At 44.6% G+C, this 24,243-nt stretch carries 19 protein-coding genes and 2 pseudogenes; 13 read left to right on the forward strand and 8 right to left on the reverse strand.

Annotated elements, in window-relative coordinates:
* Positions 1-32: 32 nt before the first annotated feature.
* Positions 33-992: a thioredoxin-disulfide reductase gene (gene trxB / locus NL647_RS13230; protein WP_005444498.1), complete on the reverse strand. Its 960-nt coding sequence runs from the start codon at positions 990-992 to the stop codon at positions 33-35.
* 633 nt (positions 993-1,625) lie between these two features.
* On the opposite strand from trxB, the gene NL647_RS13235 reads away from it, so the two are divergent.
* Together NL647_RS13235 and NL647_RS13240 are read left to right on the forward strand one after the other, a co-directional pair.
* Entirely contained in the window at positions 1,626-2,285 is a 660-nt protein-coding gene (locus tag NL647_RS13235; RefSeq protein ID WP_005444497.1) for a 2OG-Fe dioxygenase family protein, read from the forward strand.
* Positions 2,269-3,504, forward strand: a complete 1,236-nt coding sequence (locus NL647_RS13240) for a cysteine desulfurase-like protein (RefSeq protein WP_253650250.1) — start codon at positions 2,269-2,271, stop codon at positions 3,502-3,504. The genes NL647_RS13235 and NL647_RS13240 overlap by 17 nt, the downstream gene beginning before the upstream one ends.
* Before the next feature lie 79 nt (positions 3,505-3,583).
* On the opposite strand, the gene NL647_RS13245 is transcribed toward NL647_RS13240, so the two are convergent.
* A complete protein-coding gene (locus tag NL647_RS13245) occupies positions 3,584-4,408 on the reverse strand; it encodes a DUF2797 domain-containing protein (protein WP_005444495.1) in 825 nt (274 codons plus the stop codon).
* A gap of 340 nt (positions 4,409-4,748) precedes the next feature.
* Between NL647_RS13245 and NL647_RS13250 the strand changes: the two genes are divergently transcribed.
* The gene (locus NL647_RS13250) at positions 4,749-6,086 is read left to right on the forward strand and encodes a GGDEF domain-containing protein (protein ID WP_017188153.1); all 1,338 of its coding nucleotides are present in this window, start codon (positions 4,749-4,751) and stop codon (positions 6,084-6,086) included.
* Positions 6,087-6,282: 196 nt separating this feature from the next.
* On the opposite strand, the gene NL647_RS13255 is transcribed toward NL647_RS13250, so the two are convergent.
* The 3 genes from NL647_RS13255 to NL647_RS13265 all read right to left on the reverse strand — a co-directional run bounded on the left by NL647_RS13255 (position 6,283) and on the right by NL647_RS13265 (position 10,488).
* Positions 6,283-7,653 carry a DASS family sodium-coupled anion symporter gene (locus NL647_RS13255; RefSeq protein ID WP_009698107.1) on the reverse strand — a complete coding sequence of 457 codons (1,371 nt, stop codon included), beginning with the start codon at positions 7,651-7,653 and terminating at the stop codon, positions 6,283-6,285.
* A 245-nt stretch (positions 7,654-7,898) separates the two neighbouring features.
* Positions 7,899-8,633: a vancomycin high temperature exclusion protein gene (locus NL647_RS13260; protein ID WP_009700901.1), complete on the reverse strand. Its 735-nt coding sequence runs from the start codon at positions 8,631-8,633 to the stop codon at positions 7,899-7,901.
* Positions 8,634-8,799: 166 nt separating this feature from the next.
* Positions 8,800-10,488, reverse strand: a complete 1,689-nt coding sequence (locus tag NL647_RS13265) for an NAD-dependent malic enzyme (RefSeq protein WP_005444490.1) — start codon at positions 10,486-10,488, stop codon at positions 8,800-8,802.
* 228 nt (positions 10,489-10,716) lie between these two features.
* Here NL647_RS13265 and NL647_RS13270 point away from each other — a divergent pair.
* The 5 genes and pseudogenes from NL647_RS13270 to NL647_RS13290 all read left to right on the forward strand — a co-directional run bounded on the left by NL647_RS13270 (position 10,717) and on the right by NL647_RS13290 (position 16,391).
* A pseudogene (locus NL647_RS13270) lies at positions 10,717-13,070 on the forward strand (helicase-related protein).
* A 10-nt stretch (positions 13,071-13,080) separates the two neighbouring features.
* Positions 13,081-13,191, forward strand: a pseudogene (locus NL647_RS27255) (phospholipase); the annotation flags it as partial.
* 280 nt (positions 13,192-13,471) lie between these two features.
* Complete coding sequence (locus NL647_RS13280; RefSeq protein WP_005444488.1) at positions 13,472-13,849, forward strand: hypothetical protein; 378 nt, start codon at positions 13,472-13,474, stop codon at positions 13,847-13,849.
* 290 nt (positions 13,850-14,139) lie between these two features.
* Positions 14,140-15,816, forward strand: coding sequence for an alkaline phosphatase (locus NL647_RS13285; RefSeq protein ID WP_253650251.1), 1,677 nt, complete (start codon positions 14,140-14,142; stop codon positions 15,814-15,816).
* A gap of 215 nt (positions 15,817-16,031) precedes the next feature.
* Positions 16,032-16,391 (forward strand): T6SS amidase immunity protein Tai4 family protein, encoded by a 360-nt coding sequence (locus tag NL647_RS13290; RefSeq protein ID WP_009701546.1) that lies wholly within the window; start codon positions 16,032-16,034, stop codon positions 16,389-16,391.
* Between the two features lie 58 nt (positions 16,392-16,449).
* Here the strand turns inward: NL647_RS13290 and NL647_RS13295 are convergent, their stop codons facing one another.
* Together NL647_RS13295 and NL647_RS13300 are read right to left on the reverse strand one after the other, a co-directional pair.
* Positions 16,450-16,680, reverse strand: coding sequence for a PAS factor family protein (locus NL647_RS13295; RefSeq protein WP_009698104.1), 231 nt, complete (start codon positions 16,678-16,680; stop codon positions 16,450-16,452).
* Between the two features lie 377 nt (positions 16,681-17,057).
* On the reverse strand, positions 17,058-17,522 hold the full coding sequence (locus NL647_RS13300) for a DUF417 family protein (protein ID WP_253650252.1): 465 nt from the start codon (positions 17,520-17,522) through the stop codon (positions 17,058-17,060).
* A 128-nt stretch (positions 17,523-17,650) separates the two neighbouring features.
* Here NL647_RS13300 and NL647_RS13305 point away from each other — a divergent pair, with 128 nt between their 5' ends.
* The 5 genes from NL647_RS13305 (at position 17,651) to NL647_RS13325 (ending at position 22,032) form a co-directional block, all read left to right on the forward strand.
* Positions 17,651-18,127, forward strand: a complete 477-nt coding sequence (locus NL647_RS13305) for a GNAT family N-acetyltransferase (protein ID WP_187992326.1) — start codon at positions 17,651-17,653, stop codon at positions 18,125-18,127.
* Complete coding sequence (locus NL647_RS13310; RefSeq protein ID WP_049536172.1) at positions 18,124-18,603, forward strand: GNAT family N-acetyltransferase; 480 nt, start codon at positions 18,124-18,126, stop codon at positions 18,601-18,603. Before NL647_RS13305 ends, NL647_RS13310 begins: the two co-directional genes overlap by 4 nt.
* Before the next feature lie 209 nt (positions 18,604-18,812).
* Complete coding sequence (locus NL647_RS13315; protein WP_005444477.1) at positions 18,813-20,231, forward strand: DASS family sodium-coupled anion symporter; 1,419 nt, start codon at positions 18,813-18,815, stop codon at positions 20,229-20,231.
* A gap of 3 nt (positions 20,232-20,234) precedes the next feature.
* Positions 20,235-21,572, forward strand: a complete 1,338-nt coding sequence (locus NL647_RS13320; RefSeq protein ID WP_009698101.1) for an ATP-binding protein — start codon at positions 20,235-20,237, stop codon at positions 21,570-21,572.
* The gene (locus NL647_RS13325) at positions 21,559-22,032 is read left to right on the forward strand and encodes a response regulator (RefSeq protein ID WP_053052743.1); all 474 of its coding nucleotides are present in this window, start codon (positions 21,559-21,561) and stop codon (positions 22,030-22,032) included. The genes NL647_RS13320 and NL647_RS13325 overlap by 14 nt, the downstream gene beginning before the upstream one ends.
* Positions 22,033-22,117: 85 nt before the next feature.
* On the opposite strand, the gene NL647_RS13330 is transcribed toward NL647_RS13325, so the two are convergent.
* On the reverse strand, positions 22,118-23,824 hold the full coding sequence (locus NL647_RS13330) for a bifunctional diguanylate cyclase/phosphodiesterase (protein WP_005444471.1): 1,707 nt from the start codon (positions 23,822-23,824) through the stop codon (positions 22,118-22,120).
* Positions 23,825-24,243 lie beyond the last annotated feature (419 nt).

Consider the following 24,243-nt stretch of genomic DNA (forward strand, 5'->3'; position numbering starts at 1 on the left):
GGGCTTTAAGGATATGACACAAATGTGAAAAGTTATTTGTCAGTAAGTGCGTCTAGGAAACGTTCTGCATCCAGTGCAGCCATACAACCAGTACCTGCAGAGGTGATAGCTTGACGGTAGTTATGATCCATCACATCACCCGCTGCGAACACACCTTTAATGCTGGTTTGTGTCGCGTTTCCTTCAAGACCAGATTGAACGATGATGTAACCATCTTTCATGTCTACCTGGCCTTCAAAGATCTGTGTATTTGGTTGGTGACCGATTGCGATGAATGCGCCCATTACTTCGAGATCCTCGGTCGCACCGCTGTTCACATCTTTGATACGAACGCCAGTAACGCCCATGTCGTCACCTAGCACTTCATCTAGAGTGCGATCAGTATGAAGAATGATGTTACCGCTTTCTACTTTATCCATCAGACGCTTCACGAGGATCTTTTCAGCGCGGAATGAGTCGCGACGGTGGATCAGGTGAACTTCAGAGGCAATGTTTGATAGGTAAAGCGCTTCTTCTACCGCTGTGTTACCACCACCCACTACCGCTACTTTTTGATTACGGTAGAAGAAACCATCACAGGTTGCACATGCCGATACACCACGACCTTTGAACGCTTCTTCAGATTCAAGACCTAGGTATTTTGCTGATGCGCCGGTAGAGATAATTAACGCATCACAAGTGTACTCACCAGAGTCACCTTTTAGACGGAATGGACGTTGAGACAATTCCACTTCGTTAATGTGATCGAACACGATTTCTGTTTCGAATCGTTCTGCGTGCTCTTTCATGCGTTCCATCAAACCAGGACCAGTAAGACCTTCTGCATCACCAGGCCAGTTTTCTACTTCTGTTGTGGTCGTTAGCTGACCACCTTGCTGCATTCCCGTCACAAGCACAGGGTTTAGATTGGCACGCGCTGCGTAGACTGCTGCGGTGTAACCTGCTGGACCAGAACCAAGAATTAATAGTTTACAGTGTTTTACGTCGCTCATTATGGCTCCATAGAGGGCTGAACATTTTCTCCGATTGTATGGAAATTCTTAGTGCTTTAAAAGCATAAACGAAAGGAGCCAACCGAATTATTGGTTATAGGTTAGAACTTGCTGATGTTTATACCCAAGTAACCTCGAGATGCTAGGTTCAGCGAGAATGACTTGGTTTGTAGACGCGGCGACGATTTAAAGGTTTAGTGGGTCTAAATCAAGAATCGGCAACAAAGTATACAAGCCAAGACAACTCGCCCTTCGGGAGCGTGTCATTGCCTCGATTTCTGCGTCAAACAACTTGGAAAGAGCTGGCTATTACGCGGTGTTGTTTTCCTTGAACTCGAATCAATGACAACGCTCTGAATCCTGCATCTTGAAGTCACTTGGGTATATCATCGAGTGTGCCATTCCAGAATAAAATTCTATTCATAGTGGAGAGTTCTAGTTTCAAATGTGGTGAATGCTTCATTCTGAATGTTTAGACTGATATTTTACAAAATATTAGATATGTATGTTGTTTTTTTGTTTTTGTTGAAGCTATCAACGTCAAATTCTGGTAATTGCAGAATATTTGCGTATCCTAGAATGTAAATTAAATGTTAACTAAAACAAACTAGATGTGCCTCATTAAAGGAGCCAATGATGTTACATTCACGTGAGAACACCCTACATTTAACTCAGCTCAGCATGGCCGCGATTGAGCAACTTTCTCCTTCCTTTGAAGGACTACCTCGGACAGAACATGCCGATGGTCAGTATCGTTTACGCCGCTACTCCGTCGTGGGGTTTGAAAATGGTCAAGTGATTGATTTAAATAAGAACAGCTTTGTTCAGTCATCGGATATCAACCGCTTTCAAGGTGATGTCGTTCGTCAATTTGAGCCGATTGAGAAAGGTATTCTTTCAAGTGACGGCTTCCGTGAAATGTGCGCGTTGTTTGTTAATGCTAATCACCTACCAGAAGGTCAGGAAATCGAAATTCACCAGATTCGAATCACAGCGATTTATGATGAAACTCAAGTTGCTCCCGAAGGCGTGCACCAAGATGGCTTTGACCATATCGCGCTTGTCGGCGTGGGACGTCACAACATCATGGGCGGGGACATCATGCTTTACAGCAGCCACAATCAAGCGCCTTTCTTCCGTAAAGTGCTGGAGAATGGGGAAGTAGCAATGCTGGCAGACAGCAAACTGTGGCACAACGCCGTTCCAATTCGCTCAGTGATTAATGATCAAGAAGGTCACATGGATGTATTTGTACTGACAGCGACGGACAAACGAAATGAACTTCAATCTTAATCAAATTCGAGAGCAGTTTCCGGCATTGGCGCAATACCATAACGACCGTCCAGTAACGTTTTTTGATGGTCCTGGCGGTTCACAGGTACCGCAGTCGGTGTTAGACAGTATGGTGAGTTACCTTGGGCATTTTAACTCTAATCTCGGTGGGCACTATTTCTCGAGTCAAGCGACGGTTGACGTTATGCAATCCGCTCGTGAGTCTGCGCAAGCACTGCTCAATGCACCTTCATCCGGTAATATCGTTTTTGGTGCCAATATGACGTCACTGACTTTCCAGTTAAGCCGTGCGATCAGTCGCGATTGGAAAGAGGGAGATGAAATCATTGTCTCGGCATTAGATCACTACTCCAATGTATCTAGCTGGCAGCAAGCCGCAGAAGACAAAGGCGTCATTGTTCACCAAGTGAGAATCAACGAACATGACTGTACGTTAGATCTAGAACATCTGCAAAGTCTGCTGAGCAAAAAAACTCGCTTAGTCGCTGTGACTTACGCATCGAATACCACCGGCTCAATTGTCGACATTCATCAAGTGGTAGAACTGGCGCATCGCATTGGTGCTCAGGTTTATGTGGATGCTGTTCATTATGCGCCGCACCACTTAGTCGATGTGCAAGCTATAGGGTGTGATTTCTTGGCGTGTTCCGCATATAAGTTTTTTGGACCACATGTCGGTATCGCTTACATTGCTGACCAATGGTTGCACAGTATCAAACCGTATAAAGTGGAACCTGCAACGAATATCGGACCAGGACGCTTCGAAACAGGAACGCAGAGTTTTGAAGGTTTAGCAGGCGTGACTGCTGCTATCGAATACTTAGCGCAATTTGGTGATGAAGGTGCATCACTTCGTCAGCGTTTAGAGCAAAGCTACGCGTTATATAATCAGCATGAACAGCAATTAAGTGCGCATTTCTTACAGCGTCTGAGTGCGCTTGATGGGGTGAATCTGTTTGGTATTAACGATGAAAGTAGCCAACTGAGGACACCCACGTTTGCTCTTACGTTTGATAAATACGCTCCAGAGTTCATTGCTAAAACGTTGGGGGAACACAATATCTGCGTTTGGAACGGGCACTTCTACGCACTCGGGTTGGTTCGCCAATTGGGGCTCGAAGAATCTGGTGGCGTGGTGCGAATTGGTTGTATGCACTACAACACCACAGCTGAGATCGATATGTTATTTGATGTGTTAGAGAGTATACTGGACGCGTAAGAATCGAAAACTCAAAGAACAAAAAGCTCGGGCACTTGGCTCGAGCTTTTTCGTTTCTCTAAATTCAATTAATCGAGGCTTATTCGCTCACTTCAATCTCATACGAAGTAAATTTACGTACGTTAATCACCCCAGTATCAAAGATTAGGTATTGACCTTTAATGCCTTGTAGCGTGCCAGTGACGACAGGGTTCTTATCAAAGTTGTGTGAGGTGATTTTTGTTGGATGTTGCTGAACTGGGTAGCTCAGGGAAGTGATGTTCTCACTTAATACTTCAATAGCATCATCACCGTATTGTTGCTTAATCTCAGCAATTTTATCTTCCACCAATGGCAGCAGCTCAGCGAAACGCTCTTGTAGCTCAATTGGTTCTCCATCACCTTTTAATAGAGTACGCCAATTCGTCTTATCGGCAATGTGTTTCGCTAACTCTACTTCAATCAGACCAGAGATATGGCGGGTTTTCACCTTGAAGATCGGTAGGCCTTGCGTCGCACCCTGATCGATCCAGCGGGTTGGGATTTGAGTATGACGTGTGATACCAACTTTCAAGCTTGACGTATTCGACAGGTAAACGAAGTGGTCTACCATGCAATTATCTTCACCCCATTGAGGTTCACGGCAGGTGCCTTGCTCGTAGTGACAAGTTTCTGGCTTCATGATGCACATGTCGCAACTCGCTAACTTTTTCATACAAACAAAACAGTGACCTTGAGAATAGCTTTTCTTAGTTTTCTTGCCGCAAGAGCAGCAGTAAATATTGCCAGTGTGAGTCAAGGTAAGTGTTTGACCAAGAAACGGACTTAGATCCACTTCTTCATCACCGACAGGTAAACGGTAACTTACGGCACCGTCTAGAGAAGCACGCATCTTACTTAGCGTACCAGTAGCAATTATTGACATGACATTACTCATTATTGTGTTTTTGCACAGTATATACCGAACCGGGCTCGATAGGCAGGAAGAGGGGGCGAAGTTGCGGGATTTGAGTGTTCTTTGTTGGTTTTTTAATCGATGTACTCTATTAGGGTTTGAAGTGCTTCGCACAAGCACCTAAATGAAAATACACAGGCTACTTTGGAGCAAGATCATGTTGTATAACCATATGTAATGTATCAATAGTGAGAATTTGAGTTAAAAATCACTTTTTGGCTTGATAAATAACTTTATTTGAAAAGTGAAATAACATTCAGTACATTGGTCGATATAAACAGAATGATACTCAGTAACTAGGTTGGTCGTGATGAAATGGATACATAGATTAATTTTTGCATTATCGATATGCACCATCAGTTTGGTGGCGTTATATAGCTTGCTTGGTGACACCCGCAAACTTGAAGTTACACCAGACAAGTTCAATATCCATGTAACCAATGACGCTATTGCGGGCGGTCTGAGTGAGTCAGATATTACCTATCAAAACCACAGTTTGACTTTAAATTGTGATCTCAAAGAGAGTAAGTACGCATGGCCATACTGTGGAATTTCCGTGTACACCGATGTAAAAGAAGCAACCAAGGGGTTGGATCTTTCTAGTTACCACACGGTCCGTTTGAAGATCCGTTACGAGGCTGCAGGTGATGGGCAAAGCCCAAGCAAAAATCTACGTTTGTATTTAAGAAACTTTAACTCTGCCTACTCAATACCAACGGATGAATACACCATTAAATACAATGGTATGCAGTTTTCTCCTTCCGATTTCAGTGAGATTATTGAGATTCCAATTAAGAACCTTCAAGTCATGACATGGTGGTTGAATGACAATGATGTTGCTATTGAGCACTCTGCTCCGGAGTTTTCTAACATTACACGCATTGATTTAGCGACAGGTGCAGGTGCGGCGCTTGGTAAACATAAGATCGTGATCGACAAAATTGAGTTTGAAGGTGCGTACGTCCAGCAATCAACGCTGTTGTTTGTTTTATTGTTCTCCTGGATGGCATTAGGTTTGGCATTTTCACTGCACGAGATGCGAAAGAACAAAATGGCTTACAACAAAGCGAAAAAACGTCATCGTCATCTAGAGAAAGTTAACAACACGTTACGTGCGCAAAATTATGAATTCGCTGAACTGGCGCACCGTGATGCATTGACTGGAGCGATGAACCGTCATGCGGTACAAAGTTGGCTAGAACAGCAAGCTCGACAGGTTCGATGGGGGCACGACTCATTTTCCATTTTGTATATGGACTTAGATAAATTCAAACGTGTGAACGACAAGTACGGTCACCAGATGGGTGATGATATTCTGCGTGAGTTCGTCATGGTAATCTCAAGTTCGATTCAACCCGAAGATCGCCTGGTTCGATGGGGTGGGGAAGAGTTTGTGGTTTTTTGCCCAGACACCAATGTGGAACAAGCGGTGAAAAAAGCAGAAGTCATAAGACAGAATGTTGAAAGTCACTTGTGGGTTCATGGTGAACCTTTGACGTGCAGTATCGGTGTCGCTCAGATGCAAAATGAACGAGTCTCTGAGACGATGGCTCGTGCAGACGAAGTGCTCTACTTAGCTAAGCGCAATGGTCGCAACCGAATCGAAGTGAATTACGGCATGCAAATGAAGTCAGATGTGGCGTCTTAAATCCAGCCTTAGACAGAGAAATACAGAGAAGAAAAAAGGTGGCCGACCGACCACCAAAAGGGAAACTGCTGAACATGACTATGGGGTAGTAGCTAGGTATTCATATGATTACCGAGAACAGCAGCTGTAGTGCTAGACTTTGACGACAGAGAGCTGCGCATGATGTAGCTCTCTGCGTTTTTCCAGAACCTCGTTGTTACCAGAACAACCAAGCGAACAGCGTTAGTGCACCAATACATGCGATGTTCAGAACCATACCAATTCGCATCATTTCTTTCTGTTTAATATGACCCGTTGCAAAAACAATAGCATTTGGTGGTGTTGCTACTGGAAGCATGAAGGCACAAGACGCAGCAACAGCGATTAGCGCAGATAGAATCACTGGCGATAGACCAAGAGCCTCAGCAATGGTTGCAAATACAGGCACCAACAGTGCAGCACTCGCCGTGTTACTTGCAAACTCAGTTAAGAAAACGACGAATGCGACAACGGCTAAGATAGTCAGTAGCACGCCTGCTTGCTCTAGGAATCCAGCTAGACCATTTGCTAGGAATACGCTTGTTCCTGTCGCTTTAAGCACATTGCTCAGACAGATACCACCGCCGAACAAGATCAGTACGCCCCAATCGGTGGTTTTCTCAATATCTTTCCATTCCACTGCTCGTGACGCACCAAGCAAAAGAATTGCACCGATTGCCACTAAGGTATCGAATTTAGCAAAGCCACCTAGCATCGCGTTGATTGGTTTGCTGAAAATCCACAAAGTAACCGTCAATAGGAAGATGGCTAGCGTGATCATTTTGCCGTTTGTCCACTCAACAGGCTGGTGGTCAAGTTCGAACTTGTGGCTCAAATCAGGCTTAGTCATGGTGTAAAGGACCAAGATAGCGATAGGCATGAGAATCAATGAAATTGGTAAACCTAGTTCCATCCACTCTGTAAAACTCAAACCGACTTCTGCCGCTGCGATAGCGTTCGGTGGGCTACCAACTAGCGTTGCAATGCCACCAATAGAGGCGCTGTAAGCAATGCCCAGTAGAACGAACAAGTAGGTACTGTGACTTTTCTTCGCATCCAGTTTGCTCATTACACCTAGAACCAATGGCAACATCATGGCTGTGGTTGCAGTGTTTGAAATCCACATTGAAAGACCCGCGCTAACACCAAACAACATGAACACAGCAACTGACATCTTACCGCGTGCGATGAGCAACACTTTATCGGCGATAGCTTGATCGAGCTTTTGTTTATGAAGGGCAGCGGCAAGAGCAAATCCACCCAAGAACAAGAAGATGATCGAGTTTGAGAAGTTGTTCAGTGCGGCTTGCGTATTAAAGACCCCTAAAAATACCGCGAGTAGCGGGATCAAAAGAGCCGTGATGCTCACATGGATTGCTTCCGTTAACCAAAGTACAGCTACGAAAATCAAAATACACAAGCCAGTTACGACTTGAGGGTCAAAGGGTAGGGTGTTGAACAATATAGCGAATAGCAGGACATTAGACGTTAATATCATGCTGTTGCGAGTGAAGAACCAGTTCTTCAATGTCACAGCGAGTGCGGTCATGGTTGTGCTCCTTTTGCATTGCCTTAGTGTTGGTTTTTTATGGCAAAGTAACTGACTTGTAGTTATTTATTGATTAAATGTTACTGCGAATGCGAAAGGTAATTTTGTCTGAATCGACGGTCGAGCAAGAAAGTGTGAGGTTGGGAATTAGAAATGGGTAGAAAGCTACCCATTTACTTTTAATGAATTGTTATCGGTGTGTAATGCATGGCTGAGTGGTTGAAATAAACGACATCTCATAAGGTTTACTGCACAGGGATATTACGTTCGTTATCGATGGTTTCTGGTACCTCTTCCACGGCAACGATTGGTTCTTGAGGACCAAGAAAGCGCGGTTGAGTATGCATTACGTACAGATCTAAGAATGCTTTTACACGAGCCATAAGTTCACGAGTGCGCATGTTGAGTTTTTGCTTGCTTGCCGTTGGACCTGCTACTGCCAAACATTGCGCGTCGATATTGTATGCATCGGCAATGAAAAGAGCACGCTCACAGTGGAATCGCTGTGTGACAATTAGGAAGCGCTCAGAGGCAAAAATCTTCTTTGCTCGAACAATCGAATCCAAAGTACGAAATCCTGCGTAATCGAGATGGATGACCTCCTCCGGCACACCAGCTTTCAGTAAGTCTCGTTTCATTGTCCAAGGTTCATTGTAAGAGCGGTGAGCGTTATCCCCACTCAACAAAAATTGCTTCACTTTGCCTTGTTTGTACAACTCAATAGCCGCATTGATTCGGTGTGTGTAATAGGTGTTGAGCACCTTACCAATGTATTTACTGGTACCAAGAACAACGGCGACTTCATGCTCGGGTACTTGCTCGTAGTCGGTAAAAATTTGTTCTTGTGCTTGTAGCACAACCCAACGGTCTATGGCGATAACGGTGACTAGGAGACCGATTAAAGAGATCGACAAAACCAAAGCCAGACGCTTCCATGAGAATTTAAGCTTCCACTTTGACTTTATGCGGGAAAACAGCAAAACGTTCGATGTCCTTATTTCAATGTGTATCCCTCATCATATCTGATAGAAATGAAAAGAGAGAAGCCCATTTATGCCAAAATACGGTTAGGATGAGAAAAAAAAGCATAAAAAACAAAAGCCCCCGCAATGCGAGGGCTAATTATTATACAAAGCGTAGCAAAATTTAGAATGCTGTGCGTTTGTAACGGCGATAAACAGGCTGCCAGAACGCTTGGTCAATGGCGTCGTTTAACGCTTCATCGGTGATTTCTAGCGCAACGCCTTGCTCAATTGCTTTCTTCGCAACAGCGAATGCAATCTTCTTCGATACCAAGTGAATTTCTTCTAGTGGTGGAAGTAGGGCACCGTTGCCGTTGATAGCTAATGGCGAACATGTTGCCAACGCTCGGCTTGATTCCATCAGCATTTCATCGGTTACACGCTTCGCATTTACCGCCAGAACACCAAGTCCAATACCCGGGAAGATGTAACTGTTGTTACATTGTGCGATAGGGTAAGAACGACCTTCATGAACCACTGGCTCGAATGGGCTACCTGTTGCAACCAATGCTTCGCCGTTTGTCCAACGAATGATGTCGTTTGGCGTTGCTTCTACACGGCTAGTTGGGTTCGACAATGGGAACACGATCGGACGCTTACAGTGTTTGTGCATCTCTTTGATTACTTCTTCACTGAACAGACCCGGAGCACCCGATACACCGATCAGCACTGTTGGTTTCGCGTTGTGCATCACATCAAGAAGTGAGAAGCCATTTCCTTCATTTTCCCACTCTTTTGTGTTGTCGAACTTCTGAACCAAGCGTTGCTGGAAATCAAGAAGGTTAGGCATACCCTCTTGCAATAGACCCCAACGGTCAACCATGTAAACTTGTGAACGCGCTTTCTTATCAGAAATCCCTTCCGACACCATTTGTGCGATGATCGCTTCGGCGATACCACAACCTGCTGAACCTGCACCCAAGAAAGTAATACGTTGATCTGAAAGCTTAGTGCCTGCCGCTTTACATGCTGCTAGTAGAGAGCCTACCGTTACCGCAGCTGTACCTTGAATGTCATCGTTGAAACAACAGATGCGATCTTTGTAGCGCTCTAGAAGCGGCATTGCGTTTTTCTGTGCAAAGTCTTCGAACTGGATTAGTGCATCTGGCCAACGACGTTGTACTGCTTGGATAAACTCTTCAACAAACGCATCGTAATCTGGACCCGTGATACGAGGATGACGCCAGCCCATGTACATTGGGTCTGCTAGACGTTGCGGGTTGTTAGTACCTACATCCAGTACGATTGGTAGCGTGTACGCAGGGCTGATACCACCACACGCCGTGTATAAAGAAAGTTTACCGATTGGAATGCCCATGCCGCCGATACCTTGGTCACCCAAGCCCAAGATTCGTTCGCCATCAGTCACTACGATAACTTTAACGTTGTGGTTGGCTGCGTTGTTTAGCAGATCATCGATACGATCGCGGTTCGGGTATGAGATAAATAGACCACGACCACGACGGTAGATATTTGAGAAGTTCTCACACGCTGCACCAACAGTTGGTGTGTAGATGATAGGCATCATCTCTGAAATGTGGTTTTGAACTAGTCGGTAGTATAGCGTTTCGTTTGTATCTTGGATGTTGCGCAGGTAAATGTGCTTATCCATGTCGCTTTCAAAGCTTTTGTACTGTTGGTACGCACGCTCTACCTGTTCTTGGATCGTTTCAGTTGTCTCTGGTAGAAGACCTTCCAAGTTAAATGAACTACGTTCTTCTGCAGAGAACGCACTGCCCTTGTTCAATAGAGGAGTCGCTAAAAGAGCCGGACCCGCATATGGGATATAGAGTGGGCGCTTGTCGTTGTTCATTGGGTGCCTTAAATGTAGGGTTGAAGGATGCGTGCAAAATTCTAACGGGTTCACTATTTAGTTGTAAACATTCGTTGATGTACATCAACGTAATGTCGCAAAAAAATTCAGTTCCCGACGAAAATATCGTCACTGGAAAGAAAACATAACCATGAAATCGATTCCTAAAGCAGGAATTTCTCACTCAGGTATAATGCCCCGCAATCCATTATCACGTTCTTATTTGTTATGCCTCAATTGCCTATCGATAGCTTACAAGCTGAATTTGACCAACTCGTGAATCACCACCATTTGGTGGTAGAAGCCGAAACGGGCTCTGGTAAATCTACGCGTTTACCGCTTTGGTCTGCTAATCATGGTCGAGTATTGGTCATTGAGCCGCGTCGAATCGCATGTACGTCATTGGCAGAGTTTCTTGCTGATCAATCTGGTCAACCGTTAGGGAAGCAGATTGGTTACGCGATTAAGCTTCACGCTCACTATGATGAAAACACCAAAGTCGTGTTTGTGACGCCTGGTGTTGCACTACGTTGGTTCGCAGAAGACAAGCTTGCTAGCTTCGATATCGTGATGGTGGACGAATTTCATGAGCGTCGCTGGGACATTGATCTCCTTACGGCGATTTTAAAGCAAGAAAAGCAACACCGCTTGATCGTGACGTCAGCAACCTTAGAAGGTGAAAAACTGGCGAACTATTTGGATGCCAAACGGCTGCGATCGGAAGGTCGTTGTTTTCCTGTTACCGTTACCCATCGTTCACTGGATAGCCGTTACTTGCCGAACAAAAAAGGTTGCGAGAATGATGTCGTTCGAACAGTGAAGGAGGCGCTGGAAGACGAAGAGGGCGATATTCTCGTTTTCTTACCGGGTCGCAAAGAAATTACTCAATGCGCACAAATGCTGCAAAACATCAATGACGTAATGATTGTGAAGCTGCATGCTTCGGTGAGTGATGAAGAGCGACACTTTGCGTTAACGGTACAAAATCAACGCAAAGTGGTTTTAGCGACCAACGTGGCGGAAACCTCGCTGACCATTCCCAATATCCGCGTGGTGATCGACAGTGGTTTGGAACGCAGAACGGTGCAACGAAACGGACGCACAGCTCTGACATTAACTCATATCTCCAAAGCCAGTGCCGCTCAGCGAATGGGGCGTGCTGGTCGTGTTGCAGAAGGGGCGTGTATTCGTCTGTTTGGTGAACATGCGCCATTAGAATTGGTTACCCCACCCGAATTACATCGTGAAGAACTTGTGGAGCCTATGCTTGCGGCTGCTTGTTGCGGCTATAGACTTTCCGAACTTCAATTTCTTGATGCGTTACCTGAAAAATCGCTGCTCTCCGCGAGCCAAACCTTGCGAGGTATGGAAGCGATAGACCAACAAGGTGATGTAACCGAGCATGGTAAAAAAGTTTACCCCTTACCTATTGACGCATTGTTTGCTGATTTAGTCACTCGTATGCAAACCAAATCAGAAAAGAAGCGATGATCGACTTAGCTGCCGCACTCTCTGTTCCAGCTCAGTTGTATCAATTGCAAGGCGGTGAGTCTGCCGAAGCCCTAGCGCAAGAAGAACCATTTGGTTGTGATGCATCGCTGATGATTCGCTTGGTGAGAGTAGAGCAACTTCCCGGCGTTAATGTTGATGTGAGCGTACTTGAAGAAGCACAAGGCTTGGCGAAACAGATGCGAGAAGTGTTTGAATTGCCAGAACTTGACGTAGCATCGCGATACAAACGTGATGAACTGACCAAAGCAATCGCCAAGTTGCATCCTGAGCTGGTCTTCGTTCGTCGAGAACGACGCCGTGACGCTTTGGGCAATGGCTTGATGGAAATGGTGGTCGGTCGCAATAGCCGCTTCCCTGATAAAAGTGAGGCAGCATTGGTACTCGATAGCCATAGTGTCCCCGGAAGAGGCGTAAAGCAGACGCTTAACCTTGCATCTGTGATGTTACCTGTTTCCTTGGCGCTGCTACGTGAATTAGAACTTGGCGAATGGCAGCAAGGCGAAACCAATTATGAAGAAGAAGTCCCGCGCGCGACCATGCATTTGATCTATGCAGGGCGAACCATTTGTACTGAATACCAAGCACTTCAAGGAGAAGTGGCGGTTCAGTCTATTGTTGAGATGATTGATGAACAAGCGCTATTGCCGGGATTTGCGCCACTAAGAAAGCAACAAATTCAGCATTGGAAGATCTATAACGCTCTCGGGTTAAACCAAACTCCTGTTGATAAGAGCATGCTTGATGATTTGTCTTTTTCTACTTGGCTGGCCGAACAGCTGGAAACGCTTGGTGTCGAAAGTGTAGAAGACATCGAACTGTTTGACGCGGATGATATCCCTTTCGAAGGTATTCCAGGTTGGGAATATCAAGATTTTGCAGAACAGTTTCCACTTAAGCTGGTGTTAGCTGAACTAAAACTCGACGTAGAGTACTTTGTGTCACGTAAATTGGTTCATGTCATCTACACAGAAGGTAACCGGAAAGGTGACCCAAAACGCTGGGAGCTACCAAGATGGTCAGGCTGGAAAGTGCAATATAAGAAAGCCAGCCGAGTGCTCGATGTAAAATAACCTAAACCGGAATAGTAAAGGCGGAATCGAACTAAGCGACACCTCGTACTTTAATGACATCTTAGGTCTGTATGTGCAGGGGTATCACGACTACGGAGAAACCTTGATAGATTATGATTAATCACAAACGCAAGTAGGACTTGATATTTGTCTTTTGAACTTATAGTCGTCATCCACTGGCATGCCTTGGCACACCATAGTTTTAGTTCGTCGTTTAAAATATTAATCAATTGAATGCTTATATATGGCGAAGCTGTACTCCATTTGTTACAAAGCTGGTTTTAATATTTCCTTTTGAGGTTAAATTAGGGCATAAAAGACCATTGTTTTATATCCTATTGCTATATCAAAGTAATTGAACGATATTTTGTATATCTCATTTCAGAGTGTCGAGGCATAGGATGGAGCAACAAGGAAAGACATGCATTGAATTCGACTACACAAGCTTCCTAGGGGCAACGGGAAGTAAGAAGTGGACCTTCTTGGAGGCATTCGCCACCATCGCTCCCATTTTTGGCTTGATGTGGAAACAGAACATCGCGGAGTTGAGCTTACCAGAGGATCGCCTTTGGGATGCTGCCTTAAAATCGATGTCTTCACGTCAGAGTGATGAATCCAATCTAGTGATGTTGGTGAAGCTAGCAAAACATGAAGGGATCCATGAATTACGTGTAGTTATGCCTTATTCGTTAGACTCAAAGCAGATTGAGTACATTGAATCTCGAAGCAAACTAAAAGTAGAAACTGCCGAGCAAGATGTGCTGAATTTGAGGCTCTAACACCCAAGGAACGATCCCCAAACACAAAAGCGACCTGTCAAAAGGTCGCTTTTTTTGTTTTACCTATCAGATTTATAAATACCTTCATGATTTGTTGGAAGTGTGATGAATATAGAGTATTTACACTTAAATTAACAAAAATGTAACATCAAGAAATGCAATTGTCATAACTACCTTCTAACTTAATGTTTTTTAGAGTAATTAGCCAAAGAAGCATAATGCGTCTATTGACTGGTTAAATCGTGCAGGAACGAGCGCGTTAATAAAACACAATAACAAAGGAAGTTACTATGTCATTGTCTCGTCGAGATTTCATAAAAGCCGTCTCTTCAGGAGCTGTTGCAACAACACTTACCGCCTGTGGTAGCGATGATAGCGATGCGACTCCCACGGGATCATTCGAATACGGTGTGGCCAGCGGCGACCCGACCCAAACTCAAGTGATTATCTGGACTCGAGTGACCACCGCCGCCAGTTACGTGGATGTAACATGGCAGGTCTCAAGAGCAGAAGATTTTTCAACCATTGAGCAAAGCGGTACTTTCGCCACGGACACTAGTCGAGACTTTACGGTTAAGGTGGATGTGCAAAACCTCAACCCGAGTACTCAGTATTACTACCGCTTCATGGTGGGCGAGACCACTAGCATCGTTGGGATGACACAAACTCTACCTGAAGGCAGCGTAGATAAAGCATCCATGGCTGTCGTGTCTTGCGCAAATTATCCCGCGGGTTATTTCAACGTTTATAAGGAGATTCTCAAACAGCATCAAACAGAGTCGTTCGATGTAGTTTTGCACCTTGGTGATTACATCTACGAATATGGTGCTGGTGGTTATGCTAGTGAAGATGCAGCTAGGTTGGGGCGTGAGCCAAGTAAAGGTACCGAATGCATTACTTTAGATGACTATCGAAAGCGCTATGCTCAATACCGTCAAGATCAAGATCTCCAAGCTTTGCATGCTGCATTGCCAATGATTGCGGTTTGGGATGACCATGAGCTTGCAAATGACGCATGGAAAAATGGTGCAGAAAACCATCAAGATAATGAAGGCAGTTTTGTCGACAGACGCGCCGCCGCTGCCGCAGCATGGACTGAGTGGTTGCCTGTTCGCGAGAATACCTTTTCGAATATGTTGATTTATCGTCAGTTCTCGTTTGGTGATTTGATCAACCTAATGATGCTCGATACTCGCTTAGTTGGGCGAGATCAGCCGTTGGACTACTTTTCGCTTAGTGCACCGACAATGGATGCGATTGGTGGACTCGTAGCGCAATCACGCAGTGCTGATAGGGAGTTACTTGGTACTGAGCAACTGGCTTGGTTGATGAATGCGTTTAACAGCCAAGACGCCAAATGGAATGTTCTTGGGCAGCAAGTTCTTATGTCGCGTATGGAGCTTCCGAGCTCGGTTATGTTAGCAATGTTTCAGTTATTCAATGCCACAGACGAGCAGAAAATGGATGCTCTTCTCGCGGTGAACAGTGCGATTTCAAATTACCTCGCTGATCCAAGCTCAGATACGATTAAGCTGCCATATAACCTCGATGCTTGGGATGGGTACTATGTTGAGCGAGAGCGAGTGTATGAGATTGCAAAAGCGAGTGAAGGTCATTTTGTTTGCTTAGCTGGTGATACGCACAATGCATGGACCAGTGAGTTAAAGGATGTATCTAATAACCCTGTTGGTGTCGAGTTTGCGACAAGTTCAGTTAGCTCTCCGGGCTTAGAAGAATACTTAGCGTTAGAGCCCGTTGCCATCGCACAAATGGAGTACACATTGCCGCATTTGGTTTCTGAGTTGCAATGGACAGACATTAAACAGCGTGGCTTTATGCGTGTAACCTTTACACCAGAAAAAGCGCAATCTACTTGGTACATGCTCTCTAGTGTTAAAGATAAAAACTACCAAGTGACCACAAAGATGGCATCAACAACAGATGGTGTCACGCTCGCTCTTGAATAGGGTTTCAACTCATTCTCCTTGAACGAATTCCTTAAACGTTAACCTTAAGCCAGCAAGGTCGTTGCTGGCTTGATTACATATGACGTCCTCACTCCCAATGAACAATCACTTTCCTCGAATGTGTCGCAAATTCCAAATGCTGGGTGCAATGAGACGTAAAGGTGCGCTAGGTTGCATCTAGCTTAAAGTTTAAACTTTTTGGATGAGACTCAAGGATGAAGACATTGAAAAATAGCGTCTGGTTAGGGTGTGTCGGTTGGTTTTACAGTTTATTGGTAGGAGCAAGTCCGCTTGAAAATCACAGTAACGAGCAGTTGTTGACGAACTTTGCTCTTGCTTCGTGCATCGCCACGTTTTATCCAAAAACAGAAGTGGCAAAAGACGCGAAAGTGGCAATGCAGGGGTACGTAGAGTTTTCAGATCTATCGATAGAAGTGTTTGCAGGTATTCATGAACTCATTGACCGTAAAGCGGTAGAACAGTATCAAGCGAAAAGAGGAGGGACGGTAGAGCTCGCTTATTGCATCGACTTCTCACACTCAGAACAAGTCCAGCGACTCACGACTTCTGATTAAATCTCGGAAAGAAAAACGGCCCTTAGGGGAGTAGGGCCGTCACAGAACAAAAAGCAAATTAACGCTCAGGAGTCGTTAACAGTCTAATCGCGCTGTCTACTGCATTGTCTATTCCTTCACGGCTTTCCAGTTTCCCTGAACTCGCTGGGCCAAGAGCGCATGCATACAATGCAAGTTGCTTATCAAATGGCAGATCGAGTTGCTCATACAAGTTTTGGCGGATCTTTGCGTGGTGTTCAGGTTCTTGGTTAGCAAGGTTGACAAGCGTGTCGTAAATAAGCGTTTTCATATAATTCCTTTTTTATTGCACGGGGTGCATATGGAGTGTATTCGATTACAAGCTAAATTTCAGACGCACCAATCACAGAAAAGCTGCCCAATGAAAATTTTCGAAGCGAAGTAACTATTTATCAGTAGTTATGTATGAGCCGAGATTAAATGTTTATTTAAATCAGCGTGATAGGGGAGGTATGATTCTTATAGATGATATTTAAGTTGGGAACTTCAAGGACTTCAAAGCGTACTTTTATTTGCACTTTAACAAGTTCGATTTTAAAGGATTAAAAAGGGAGCTGACATGGAAAAACACTGCGTTGTATTACGCCTGATTAAAAGCGCCACTATCAAATGGCGCTCCTCTTCATTCACTTTAAAAGTGCCTGTTACTTAAGCGGCTGCCTTTGTAAACGAGCTCGGTTTATTCTTCTCAATCACACTGATTGAAATTGCTAGGAACAAAATATCTTTCACTAGGAAAAAGTTCGCGATTAGAACACCGTCGGAAACTTTCCATGTGTTTGGTGTCGTAACTAAGAAGCTCAGTGTAGCAAGAAAGATGACACTAGCCGCAATACCAGACCAGTAGGCAACGGTTGGTTTTTTCAAACCGATGATCAATCCAAGTGCGACAATGATTTCTGTCAGACCAATGATATTAGAAACTGCTTGAACTGAGATGATGCTGTACAGCCAAGACATTGCTGGGTGATTAAGCACCAAAGGTTCAATTAGCTTGGCTTCTGTAGGGGTGAACTTATAAATACCTAGCCAGATAAGAACCAAGGCAACACCAAATACGCCTAGGTAGTAGCCAAATTGAGTCGGTTTTTGGGTAATAGATGATGCATGCATAATAACTTCTCCTATAAAAGCATGATTTCAAATGACCGACGGTTGAATTATAAAATTCTTGAATTTATGGTTATATAAAATAACTAATGTCTATATAGGCAAGTTAAGCAAGAAAAGGAAAGGCTTAAATGGAATTTGTTCCCGTCGATTTATCTCGTCATTTGGATTTGTGCATTGCATTTCGACAAGACGCGTATGAGGTGAGTTTTGGTCATCAAAATGGGTTCGATACTCAAGAAATCACCTTGTGGTTCAAGTCGATAGTGGAAGATCCCGAAGCGGGTTTTTTTCATGTGATCAAAGATGACCAAATTATCGGGCAATTAGAGTGTCGGTATCCGGTAGTCGATGAAGAGGGTCATAGATTCGGATACATCAACCTGTTTTATTTGCTGCCGGAGTTTCGTCATCAAGGGCTGGGTAAGCAATTGCAAGATTTCCTATTCAAACGCTTTGTTGAAGAGGGCTGCGTATATGCAAGATTGCGTTATATTCCGGGTAATGATGCGGGAGAACGTTTCTACCTCAAGCATGGTTGGTACCCAGTAGGTGAGCCAGGTGTGCGAGGCCAATTAATGCAGTTCGATTTAATAGAAAAACTATGATTGTTATTCGTGATTTTCGTGAGCAAGATGCACCAATACTCTGGGCACTTTTCTATAACACGGTACGTAATGTCAACCGTCGAGACTACAACGAACAGCAACTGAAAGCGTGGGCGCCAGACGAGTTTGATTCAGAAATTTGGCTGCAGAAAATGACGGACATTCAACCCTTTGTCGCAGAGTTAGATAGGGTCATTGTGGGCTATAGCGATGTTCAATCAAGCGGGCTTGTTGACCACTTTTTCTGTCATCACGCATATCAAGGGCAGGGGGTTGGACGCGCACTAATGGCGCATGTATTCAAGCAAGCTAAAGAAAAAGGGCTGACACGGCTCTATTCGGAGGTGAGTATTACCGCTCGTCCGTTCTTTGAGCACATGGGATTCTCTGTGCTTAAGGAACAACAAGTTGAGGTGCGTGGAGCGATACTGACGAACTATGTTATGGAGCGAGCGTATGATGGAAGCGCTGTGTGATCGATAAATATATTTCGCTCAATTAGTGAGCTTGAACACAGATACCGCATGTTTTCCGTCGTGAATAAGAGTTCATTGATCTAACACCAGAAACCCTCCTCTAAAGGGCGCGCATAATTTCTTCTCGGAGTGGCGAAAGGAAGCCAATAAAAACAGCTTCTTACGCTTGTTATCTCACGGTAAACCATCTCAGGAAGAGAAGTAGTACTATGCGCCCTTATCTCAAATACATCATCCCAACGGTGATCCCTTTGCTCGTTTTGCTGATGCCATTGTCAGCCTTTCCATTCGAAGGAATCACCATTATTCAGCAACGAGTGATTGCAATCTTCTTGCTTGCAGCGCTTTGCTGGGTATTTGAACCGATCCCAATTTATGCCACGTCGGTGGTGATCATCGTGCTTGAGCTGTTGCTCGTATCCAACAAGAGCATCATTTTCTTTAGGTTTGATGAAGGGCAGCCTCATTTTGGCGAGCTATTGCAATACAACGACATCATGGCGACCTTTGCTAGCCCAATCATTATGCTGTTTTTGGGCGGTTTCTTTCTTGCGATGGCCGCAACTAAATATCGCTTGGATGTGAACTTGGCGCGTGTGCTACTCAAGCCTTTTGGGCAAAATCCTAAATACGTGATGTTAGGTTTAATGCTGATCACGGCGATTTTTTCGATGTTTATGTCGAACACCGCGACAACCGCAATGATGTTGTCGATTCTAACGCCAGTGATTGCGGTGTTTGGTCCCAAAGACCCTGGGCGTATCGCGTTTGCTTTGTGTATTCCTGTTGCTGCAAACATTGGTGGCATCGGCACGCCAATTGGTACGCCTCCAAATGCGATTGCCTTGAAGTATCTCGTTGGTGATAACTTAATTACCTTCGGTGAGTGGATGGTCTTCGGTGTTCCTTTTGTGGTTGTGATGATGGCTCTTGCTTGGTTCTTAATCGGCTTTATGTATAAAGCGGAACAAACCACGATTGACCTCAATATTAAGAGCAAATTCCTAAAAACACCGAAAGCGATGATTGTTTATATCACCTTTGCAGGCACCATTTTACTTTGGTTGATGGGTTCTGCTCATGGCATGAACTCGTACACCGTCGCTTTAATTCCTGTCGCGGTATTCTCGCTAACTGGCATCATCAACAAAGAAGACTTGAAAAAAATCTCTTGGGATGTGCTTTGGCTCGTGTCTGGTGGTATTGCGCTTGGGCTTGCTCTGGATAAAACGGGTCTAGCTAAGCTGGTAGTGCATAGTATTCCGTTTGATGAATTCTCACCTTATGTTGTGTTGTTTGGTGCGGCGTTCTTATGTTTGGTGATGGCGAACTTTATGTCCCACACGGCGACGGCTAACTTGCTGATGCCTATTATGGCTGCGCTTGGTACATCTATGGCGTCCTTGACTCCGTTGGGTGGTGAAGTGACATTGATTCTAGTAGTGACTTTCGCAGCGTCATTAGGAATGTCTCTCCCAATCAGTACACCACCAAACGCATTGGCTCATGCAACTGGGCATGTACAAAGCAATCAAATGGCTCGTGTCGGCGTTGTGCTCGGTGTGGTTGGTGTGTTGTTGAGCTTCTTGATGGTGTGGATTCTTCACACGGTTGGACACATTGGTTAAGCCATGTACGAAAGTAAATTAGATACGCTGGTCGAGCGTTACTTCAATCATATCGAGCGTCGCATTACCGTAGCGGCAGGTTCGGTATTGATTGAACAAGACGGTTACAACGAGCGACTCTATTACGTGTTATCAGGCGAGCTTGCTGGCTACTTTTCCGAAGACGGTAAAAAGCAAACCGAAGTTTTTTCTGCATCGAAAGGGGCATTTATCGGTGTGCACAGTTTCTTTTCAGGAACGTGGACCGCGTCGTCAACGGTGATAGCGCAAACGGATGTTGAGCTAGCGTGGATAGAGCGCAATACTCCGGCTGTGGAAGCGGGCAAATACGGACCATTAACGGCGCAGTTTATGCCTGTCATGGTCAATGAGCTGTCGCGCCGTCAACGTCGAGCGATGCAAGAAGCCTTAGCCAAAGAGAAAGCACTGCAAAAGCTGCACACCGCAGAGCAAATGACGACGTTAGGTCAACTTGCTGCAGGCATTGCGCATGAGCTTAATAATGCCATTGGGGTGGTGAGTAGTAAGTCGGAGCGTTTGGAATCCGTGATCATGGAATTACTTGAAGAAGTTCATCCGGAAGCAAGTCAGTTCTTTGATTTTGGTTTGATGCAAGGGCAAAAAGTTTCTTCCAGTGAGGCAAGAAAGCGGGGACGCCATTTCGAAAAATATTACGGTTTACCCAAAGAATTGGCTCGTGAACTCGCCCGTGCAGTGCCGACTGATTACCTAAATGAACATTGGTTAAAGCGACCAGAAGAAGCCATTCGTTACTGGCAAATGGGGCGTGATTTACACGACTTACGCATTGCCTCCAAGCACACTGTTGGCATCGTGAAATCGGTGAAACAGCTTGGTCGCACTGACATCGATAAAGAAGAAGGGCTTAGAGTCAATGACTCGATAAACCAAGCGCTTGCTTTGTTACAAAGCGATTTACGACGCGTAAGCGTGCGCTTTAGTCCTGCTGACTTGCCTTTGTTTGTTGGTTCACAAACGGAATTGGTGCAGATCTGGGTCAACATCCTAAAGAACGCATGTGATGCGATGAGAGAGACAGAATCACCTGCGATTGAGATCCAAACTCGTGTGAGTAAAAGCAAGATACTTGTGACCATTGCGAATAATGGTCCAGAGATTGATGAAGCGACGCGCAGAAAGATTTTTCGACCAAACTTCACCACGAAAAAAGGTGGGTTGTCGTTTGGCTTAGGGTTGGGGCTGTCGATAGTGAAACGTATTGTGGCTGGCTATAACGGCTCAATTGCGGTGAAAAGCGACAGTGAGAAAACCATATTTAGAATTAAATTACCGGTAGAGGATGAACATGGACAAGCTTAATTTAATTTGCGTTGATGACCAGCGAGAGGTGTTAAGCGCGGTTCTGCAAGACTTACAGTCGTTAAGCCAATGGCTCAACATTGAAGATTGCGAGTCTGCCGATGAAGTTCTTGAGCTGATGGACGAATTGGATGCGGAAGGTGAGATGATTGCTCTCATTATTTCAGATCACGTCATGCCAGGGAAAACAGGTGTAGAGCTGCTAACGGAAATTTCCAAAGACAGTCGTTTTCTCCATACGCGAAAAGTACTGCTGACAGGACAAGCAACCCATACGGATACGATTAATGCGATTAACTCGGCAGGTATTGACCGTTACTTTGAAAAGCCATGGCAAGCGGAACAATTGGTCGAATGTGTCAGAAATTTGGTGACTAAATATATCTTTGATATGGGATTAGACTACACCGAATATCATGAGCACTTAGATCAAAATGTTGTGTTTGATCGCTTGAGATAAATCGCAAACAAAATGAAAAGCCTGAGCTGGAGTGTCTCCAGCTCAGGGAAGTTCAATGATGAGGACCGATTCTTAGTGAGCGCCTTTATTGACTTAAGGTATATCGGCTTGCGCTCGCCACTGAAAGCGGTTTCGAGAACCAATAGCCTTGTAGGTAGTCCACGCCCATACTGGTAAAGAAGTCGCGCATTTTTGCGTCTTCAATCCCTTCGATAACCACTTCTATATTTTGTTCGCGACACATAGTGATCAAGAACTTCAGGTACTCATGAGAGGAGCGGTTGGTTAATGTCTTCCAAGCCATCGACTTATCAATCTTAATCTGTGTCATTGGCAGATCGAAGAAGCAGTTTAATGAGCTGTAACCAGCACCGAAGTCATCCAAAGAGAGAGCGAAGCCCAACTCACTCAAGGTGTTCAAAGGAGCAATAGCTGCCTGGTTATTGTCCAATATAAAGGTTTCAGTAAGCTCCAAAACAATTGCTTGTGGCTCGACTCCTACTTCGTCAGCCATTGCTTTAATTTTGTTTGGAAATTCGCTATTGAGAAGCTGTAATACTGATACGTTTACGTTCACCCTTACTTGGTTTTGATAGCGCTCACGATAGCTCTTTATGAACTGACACGCTTTCTCGAATACTTGATAGCCAAGCTCAACGATCAAGCCTTTGTTTTCTGCGACGGGAATGAACTCGTCTGGATAGATCTCACCGAACTCTTTACTGCGCCAACGTACCAAAGACTCGAAACTCACGACTTGCAGATCGGATGCACTGACGATTGGTTGGAATTTTACACTCAGTGTTCGCTCTTCAAGTGCGTTTTTTAAGCCTTGCTCAATAAAGAAATAGCGATCTACTGCATACTGCGTTTTCTGGCTGTATACGGCAATACGATCTTTGTTCTTCTCATTGGCGTATTGGCAAGTGCGTGCGGCTTTACGCAAAATTTCTTCAGCAGAGTGTTCCGGATCGATGGAAGGGTATAAACCGATACTGATGTTACTGCCAAGATATTGCCCTTGTTCGACAACGGCATCGTGATAATTTTGCTTGATGGTCTGAGCGTATTCTTGCAACTGTTCGAGCGGCACGTCGTCAAGTACCAAAATCGCGAAGTCGTCATCGTGAACACGATAAACCGTGCAGTTTGGTGAAGGTAAGTGACTAAGCGTTTGCAATAGCTTTTCTACTAAACCATCAACAAGCTCGCTACCGTATTGGTTTAGGTACGACTTGATCTCTTCGATCTGGATGTAAAAAATCGACGCATGAGCACCGTTGGATTTTACGCATTCACTGATGTTAAGCAGTAAGTGAGCGCGGTTGGCCATACCGGATGCGTTGTCATGGAAAGCGACTTGATGAATGTAACTCTCCATCAACTTACGTTCAGAAATATCGCGATGGCTGCCAACCATATAATGACCCAGTTCGGTTTCTTTGGTCATTGCAACGCCTTCGATCCAAACATATTGTCCGTTGGGTTTACGAAGGCGGTAGGTGGTCGTGACGCGAGTGTTGTCGGTCGTGATGTGTTCATCGACACGTTTAGATAAGCGTTCTCGATCTAACGGGTGCACCAACTCTAACCATCTATCGAGGTTGATACGCCCAGCGTTGATGCCGAACTGCTCATAAAAACGCTGGTTGTAAAAAACCATGCTGCCGAACTCATCCATGTAGAAGAGTCCTTCATTAAACACATCGAAGATATGAATGAAGCGTTGTTCAACGATCTGTAAAAAATCACGATCGTGTTCTGAAATAGTTTGATCAACCTTGTTGGTCAAGATACTTCCCCCATAACCCAAGCCGTCTTGGAGATAAGTATATAAGTCGAGCTACACGCAAATGACATATTTTTGAAGTTTGTCCTTTTACACTGCAAACGAAAGAAGTCGGTCCAGATTGACAGTCTGTTATGTTAATGAGCTTACGGTGTTTATGTGTAAGTAGAATAATTATTAGAGTAATGCGACTAATAATCGGTATTTATAAAACTTAGTCAACAGTAAATACCATTTGTATTGAGAAGTTATTGATTCAGCACCCAAATTATCGAAATTGTCAGCATCTGTGATGAAATCTTGACCTAAGTCCATAAAATAAAAGTGGTTTATTGTGGCGATGTTGTCTCATATATTGACCAAAAGCTCATTAATTCTAAATGATAGTGAATTCTTATAACAGTGAATGGTCAGATCTCTTA

The sequence above is a fragment of the Vibrio sp. Y29_XK_CS5 genome (assembly GCF_024181835.1).
Classification (GTDB): domain Bacteria; phylum Pseudomonadota; class Gammaproteobacteria; order Enterobacterales; family Vibrionaceae; genus Vibrio; species Vibrio harveyi.